Below are 2981 nucleotides of genomic sequence, written 5' to 3' on the forward strand. Positions count from 1 at the left end.
TTACCGGGCAGAACCAGCCGTATAGCAGGAAGGCGCGGCGGGACACTGCGCTGCACGCAGGCCCCACCAAGCCCCTGAATCAAGCCGTGGCAGGGGCACCAACCCTCTTCAACACTCCCGGCCAGTGTCAGCGCCACAAAGGCCACAAACGGCCGAAGTTCATGCCGACACCAGCCCACCCTTCAAAACGCTACTGACCCACACACCTAGAAGATTGAATTTTCCGCGCCGGGCTGCTTGTAGTACCGAGGGAAGTTCTTGGCTAACCGACGGTTCACTGTGCCAAGAGTACGGCGATCGGAGGGCGAATGCTTAGGAGCCACCGGCCAAAGCAAGGCTGGCTTGGAAAATCCGCTAAATCCCGATGATTTTCCGCGCGCCGGTTGAAAGCCGTGACAACAAACGGGATCTGATTAGGCCCTATATAGGCCCTATATAGGCCCAAAACGTGACCAACTTTTCAATCAAAAACATGAGTAGAACGTGATTTGTCCCCTCGACGCACCCGTTCGAAACAGCAAAACCACAGGTCAGAGGCCTTTTTATGCCCCGGGTGGGAATTGAATCCACGATCAAGAGAAACTCAGGACTCTCATGCCAACAGGCTCCGTTGAGCGCCAAAAACTGCCAGTTTCCGGGGGAGTGCGGAACAACAGGGCCCCTTTGACATGTCAAGGATTGCCGTGGGTTTTCGTTCAGTAACGTGAGTAAAACGTGATGAGGTCCTGCAGCGTAGCGCCGGAGCTGCTGTTTGGTGGCCGTTTGCAGGTTCATCGGCATGGTCGACGGCATGTCACCGGTTGTCGATAGCGGGCCGTCGTGCGTCAACGACATGTGTTGTTCAGGGCGCGGTTTCCTTCCGGTCCGCCAGATGGCTAATTGCCATTGCAAAGATGCAGTTTGGTGACTTCCTATTGGGCGATTGGAGCATCAACTTCCGTGATTTAGGGGCAATTTGCGGCTTATCTGCCGTGCTTTCCGGTATGGAATGCGATCATTTCTCGGGGTTAAATTGCGAACCTAAAAATGACTGCCGGACGCGATGAAGTGCGAGTCTGGTTCCTCATCGCTTTGAGCGGGCCCAAGCTCGTGTTGTGAATTCTCGCCGCCGGGTGTTCTCAGATTTGGGTGTCCCAGATTGCGTGAGTATGCCAGCTCTCTGGTGCGCCGATGTCGTTGATGGTCGGTCCGGGAACGTTAGGGAAGGAGGCCAGGAGAGCCTGTGCCTTGTTCGTCCAATCGCTGTTGTCACCAAGGCTGTCAAGGAGGAACGCGCAGAGATACAGCACTGAGTAGATGCGGGTCTTCGGCGTTCCGGTCAGCCTATTGAGTGGGTCTAGAAGGGGTGACATTCCGGTGGGTATTCGTTGGAGCCGGAATGTCACTGGCTGGTTCCAGACCCGCGCGTGGTGGGCGCACATATTGCGGACGTGATTGAGGACCTTGATCCAGTTGACCAAAAAGCTGCCTTGGGAGATGCCGAAAGTCCGGGAGATTTCGCTTTGCTGGGCTTTGGTCAGAAACTGCCTGAAGAAGGTAGAGAGCATCCCGAAGTCAAGCAGCTCAACGGCAACCCATACAGGGGGTTTGAGCTCCCAGCGGGACCTGTACAACCGCAGAATGTCATCGTGGGTGCTTGCAAGCTTTTCTTCGTAGCGGGCCACCCACCATTGATGGGCGGTCATTGATCCTTGCGGTGTTTGAACGGTTGCCAGGCAGCGGGCTGTGTCCAGGTGGGAGGCGTTTAGATGAGCGAAAGGATCCTGGGCGCCGATGCAGTGAGCCGTCCGGACACGCAGGGCAACCTCGATTTGTTCCAGCGCCTCCAGCAGTATGAGGCGTAGTTGTTGGTCAAACGTCCATAAAGCGTGGGCGTCATCGAATGTCGTTCCTGGTTTTAGTAGATCCGAGCGGACAACGGTCCCGTCCGCGTCAACGTGGTCAATTTCGCGGAACGGGTACCAGTAGGCGGCCAATCGGTAATAGCCGACATTCCGCAGATCTCGTAGCGCATAGTCGTGGCTGGGGATGAGCATGCCGCGTGAGAGGAGGATTTCCAGCTGTTGCTCGTAGGTGCGATGCGGTTTCGGTTCCAGGATGGCCCCTTCGAGTTAAAGAAAGCCAGCCCTTGCCGATGGCAGAGGGGCTGGGGCTTAATGCATCCAGTCTATCGCAAACCGTGCGTAACTGGGGTATCTGTTCTATGGGTGTTGACTACTTCCGCTTCGTCACACACCCGCCACCAGTAGCACCGTCGTGCAGATGATCTTCGGTCTGGCAAGCGACAGCTGCAATAGCCTGAGATCACGAAACGCGCGCCTGCATACCCTCTCGCTGCGGTAGCAATACGCGTCGCTGCGGTTGATGAATGCATCCAAATCCCACAAACACCCGAACAGGAGGCAACGTCGAAACCTCAGCGGCGGGGGTGACTGCGGGACTTTCTGGTGATCTTGATGGTCGCTGAACGCTCGGGATCAGAACCTGCCGGGAACGTCGAGCACTCGCCTGAATTCGAGGCCGAGAGATGTCCCATGTAACCTCCCATGACCGGGCTTTTTCTAGGGCACGGTATACGGGAATGCGGCGCCTGCGGAACTACATAGATTCGAATGTTTCATAAGTCGTCTGCACTCGTTCCGGTGAACGACCGGCTTGCGAGACACTTCGCCGATGTCTACACGGGACACCGGATCAGCAAGTACGGCAACGGAATAGCGGTGGCCTTGCCGCTTTGGGATATGACTGCCGTGTTGAGAGCTTCTGTCCACTTGTTCGATCGGCTGCCAGTAGGCCTCTGGTCATCCGTTAGATTCCGGAATAGCGTGGCAATATGACATCCCCAGAACGGTTCATGAACGAAATTCCGAAGCCTGAAGCCATCGTTGACCTGGTTGAAATAGCGGTCCTACATCCTTGGCCCAAGAGTCAGACCGAAAAGGATGACTTATTCAAGCGTCTGGGATGGGGCCACGGAAAGG

General features: G+C 56.1%; 1 protein-coding gene. It reads right to left on the bottom strand.

The genetic code is table 11. The annotated features are described in order from the left end of the window. Positions 1 to 1118: 1118 nt before the first annotated feature. The gene (locus tag ACT3TS_RS19465; protein WP_444533182.1) at positions 1119 to 2036 is read right to left on the bottom strand and encodes an Abi family protein; all 918 of its coding nucleotides are present in this window, start codon (positions 2034 to 2036) and stop codon (positions 1119 to 1121) included. Positions 2037 to 2981 lie beyond the last annotated feature (945 nt).

This window comes from Specibacter sp. AOP5-B1-6 (genome assembly GCF_052376555.1).
Classification (GTDB): Bacteria; Actinomycetota; Actinomycetes; order Actinomycetales; family Micrococcaceae; genus Specibacter.